The sequence below is a fragment of the Phenylobacterium sp. genome (assembly GCF_036402295.1).
GTDB lineage: Bacteria > Pseudomonadota > Alphaproteobacteria > Caulobacterales > Caulobacteraceae > Phenylobacterium.
Window position 1 is genome coordinate 1 of record NZ_DASWTE010000304.1, and the last position, 3,523, is coordinate 3,523.

Below are 3,523 nucleotides of genomic sequence, written 5' to 3' on the forward strand. Positions count from 1 at the left end.
CCAGTTGCGGGCCTGGGAGCGCGAGCACGGCCTGCCGCGAACGCCGGTGATCATGCTCACCGCCAATGCCCTGGACGAGCACGTGAAGGCCAGCCTGGAGGCCGGCGCCGACGCCCACCTCTCCAAGCCCATCCGCGCCGACGCCCTGATCGAGGCGATCGTACACGCCATGGCCGACGCGGAAGGCCAGGCGGAAGAGGCGGCGTAAGATCCTTGCGCCGAGGCGCCTCACCCCCGACCGTCATCCCGGTTTCGCGCAGCGAAGACCGGGATGACAGTCGGGGGGCGGCGGCGGAGGCAGGAGCTCACGGCTTGCGCAGGTAGACCGGGTTTCCTAGCAGCCACAGCGCGCCGTCGGGGCCGGTGACGTCGACGCGGACCCAGTGGCGTTTGCCGTCAACGCCGAAGGCCACGTCGACCGTCGCGTCGTCGCCCTCTACGGAGATCGGGTTCGGCGGGACGAACTTCGGCTCGTCGCTCCGCAGCACCACCTTGCCGCCGGCCGCGCCCTTGACCCGGATGTGCAGGCGGACGAGCGCGTCCTTCGGCGTGGGCAGCACGTCGCCCATCTCGGCCTTCGCGCCCGCCGCCTGGGCGGTCACTTCGAGCAGGCGGTCGCGCGTCCCCTGCGTGTCCACGAACACATGGCCAGCGCGGATCCCCGCCAGGATGGCGTCCTGCGAGAGGTTTTCGGCGCGCACGACCGTGGTGGGCACGCCCACGCTGCGCAGGCCGGTCAAGCTGGCGTCGTGGTTGTCCGAGCCGCCGACGGCGGTGATGCGGTGGCCGTCGTTCAGCCGCTTCTCCCAGAAGGGGATGCCCGACAGCGGGCCGGTGGCGTTCACGCCGTTGATGGCCTCGATGGCGGGAATGCGCGCGAAATCGGTCTTCGCAGTCCAGCCACAGCCCATGCAGGCCTCGCCAGACGGCTGGCCCGGATGGTTCAGCGAGATCAGGCCGCCGGCCGCCTCCACCTGGGCGAGAATGCGGCCGAGGTCCGGCGCGCGGGCGCTGCCGAGCTGGAAGTCCAGCGGCGCGGTCATGCCGAAGACGTTGGCGTGGCCGTGGAAGGTGGTGACCTCGCGGCCCGGAATGACGAGCTGGTCGTCGTAGTACGCCGAAAGCTCGGCGAGGTCCTGGAAGTGGGACGAGGTGTTGTGGTCGGTCACCGCCACGAAATCGAGCCCGCGGCCGGCGGCGGCCTCCAGGGTCTTGAAGGCGGGACAGGGGATGCGCTTGCCTGTCCGCGAGGGGCAGCCGCCGTCCGAATGCTGCGTGTGCAGATGCAGATCGCCGCGGTACCAGGCCGGCCCGGCCTTCAGCGGCGCCTCGGCGAAGCCGTGGAACGCGGCCGTGTCGCTGAGGGTGATCTTGGCGGTGTACTCGGCGCGGGCGTCCTGGCGCAGGTTCGGCACGCCCAGGATCAGCTTCCACTCGCCGGCCGGCAGCGGGCCCGGCAGGTAAGATGGCGTGGCCCAGGCCTCCGCGAGCGTGAACGTGGACTTGTTGCCGCCGCTCCAGCCGCGGAAGCGGGCCGGGTCGCGGATGCCCAAGTCGATCACCGACTTCTGGTCCTTGCCGGTGTGGGCGAACTCCACGGTGATCGCGGAGGTCCCGGCCGGCACGCGGAACGGGACCTCGCGGTAGGTCTGGTGGTCGGCGCCGGTCATGACGCCGGTGAGCGTCAGGGTCTCGGCCGCGGCCGCCGGCGAAACGAGGACGGCCGCGGCGGTGAGCACCGCCGCGGCCGCTGCGTTCAGCTTTGAAAGCAGGCCTCGCACTACCAGCGATATAGCACGGCCGCCTTGAAGGTCCGCCCGAGTTCGGGACGGGCCAGATAGTAGCGGCTGCCGGCTTCGCCGGAGATGAACTGGCCGGCGCGGGGGTTGCCCTCGGTGAGGCCGATCTCGTTCGTCAGGTTGGTGGCGTAGCCGTGGATCGTGACGTTGTCGGTCACGTTGTAACGGACCTGTGCGTTCAGCAGCCAGTAGTCCGGGATGGTCAGCGTGTTGGCGAGGTCGGAGAACCGCTTGCCGTAGTACTGCACGTCGAGCTCGGCGCGCAGCCGGCCCTCCAGCAGAGTGACCCCCGGGGTGACCCGCAGGCTGACCTTCGGCGTCCGGACCAGCGTATGGTCGGTGAAGTCGCGCGGCCGCAGGCAGTCGGTGCTGGTCGGGCCCGGGTTCGTGTCGGTCGCCAGCGGGCAGGTCCCGGCGGCGCCGCCCACCTTGGCCACCCGTTCGTTGAAGATGAACTTGCCGAGGTGCGGGTCCTGGACGGTGACACCGAAGCTGGCGTCGAACCATTCGGTCGGCCGCACGATGCCTTCCAACTCGAAGCCGTACGTCTCGGTCGAAGCGAACTCCGTGCGGCTCTCGAAGGCGTTGGTGGCCGGGTTGAAGCGGGTCTCGCCGAAGCTCTGGCTGTCGAACTTGGTCAGGAACCCGGTCAGGTAGAGGCTGACGTTCGTCCGCGCGAGCTTCACGCCGGCCTCATAGAGGTCGCTCGTCGAAGAGCGCGGGTCGGTCCGGGTCGGGTTGGTGATGAAGTCGCCCAGCGACGGCAGGCGGAAGCCCTTCGTGTAGCGTGCGTAGGCGCCGAAGTCGGGGTTGAACTGGTAGTTGACGGCCACCGTCGCACCCCAGTCGTCGAACTTGCGGTCCAGCGGGTCGAAGATGCCGTTGCCGCTGATCGCCTGGTCGTCGGCGAAGCTGGTCGTCTGGTTGAGGTTGATCGTCGAGCTGCGTTCGTTGCGGCCCGAGAGCTTGATCCGCTCCCAGCGGGCGCCGAAGTCGACGCGCAGCTTGTCGGTGATCTGCCACTCGTCGGCGGCGTAGAGCGCCCAGGTGGTCGACTTGCCCTCGGCGTTGTTGAACTGGCTGCCGTAGCGGGAGAAGCCGTTCTCGGTGAAGTTGGCCACCACCACGCCCTGGGCGTTCAGGCCCTGCAGGTTCAGGGGCCGGGCGTTGTCGCGGACGTCGATCAGCACCTGCGAGCCGGCCTGGAAGAAGGTCTCCTCGGCGCGGGCGAAGTAGACGCCGAAGGCCACGTCGTGGCTCTGGCTGCCGATCTCGAACTTCCGCGTGAAGCGCAGGTCGTTGATCGTCTCGTCCAGGGTGATGTCCTGGGCGCGCATGGCCGCGTCCATCACGAGGCCCTGGCCGTTCTGGTTGGTCACGTCGAAGGCCTGGCCGCCGTTCACGTAGGTGAGCCGGCCGCTCGTGACGCCCAGGGACGCGCCGCGGGCCACGTCGCGGGCGATGCGGACGCTGGCCGCCTCAGGCGTGTTGGGGAACAGCGCCGAGCGGGTGAGGTCGCTCGTGCGGTAGCGCAGGCCCTCGCGGATCGTCCAGCCGGCGACCTCCAGCGTGCCCTGCAAGGTGTACTGGGTGAGCTTGAGGTCTGAGCCCCTGCCTTGGTCGAAGGCGAACGGACCGCGGTTGGTGCGGAACGTCAGCTTCTCGGTCTCGGGGCCGGACAGGGTGCCGTATTGGGCGTCGAAGCCGGGGACCTCGGCCGTGCC

At 69.6% G+C, this 3,523-nt stretch carries 3 protein-coding genes; 1 reads left to right on the forward strand and 2 read right to left on the reverse strand.

Going from position 1 to position 3,523, the window contains the following annotated elements; all coding sequences use genetic code 11:
* Nucleotides 1-208, forward strand: a 208-nt coding sequence (locus tag VGD44_RS18410; protein ID WP_331089825.1) for a response regulator, incomplete at its 5' end; no start/stop codon positions are given.
* Nucleotides 209-305: 97 nt separating this feature from the next.
* Here the strand turns inward: VGD44_RS18410 and VGD44_RS18415 are convergent.
* Complete coding sequence (locus VGD44_RS18415) at nucleotides 306-1,739, reverse strand: CehA/McbA family metallohydrolase (protein ID WP_331089827.1); 1,434 nt, start codon at nucleotides 1,737-1,739, stop codon at nucleotides 306-308.
* Between the two features lie 41 nt (nucleotides 1,740-1,780).
* Nucleotides 1,781-3,523 (reverse strand): TonB-dependent receptor domain-containing protein (locus tag VGD44_RS18420; protein ID WP_331089829.1); only part of this gene is annotated, 1,743 nt, incomplete at its 5' end.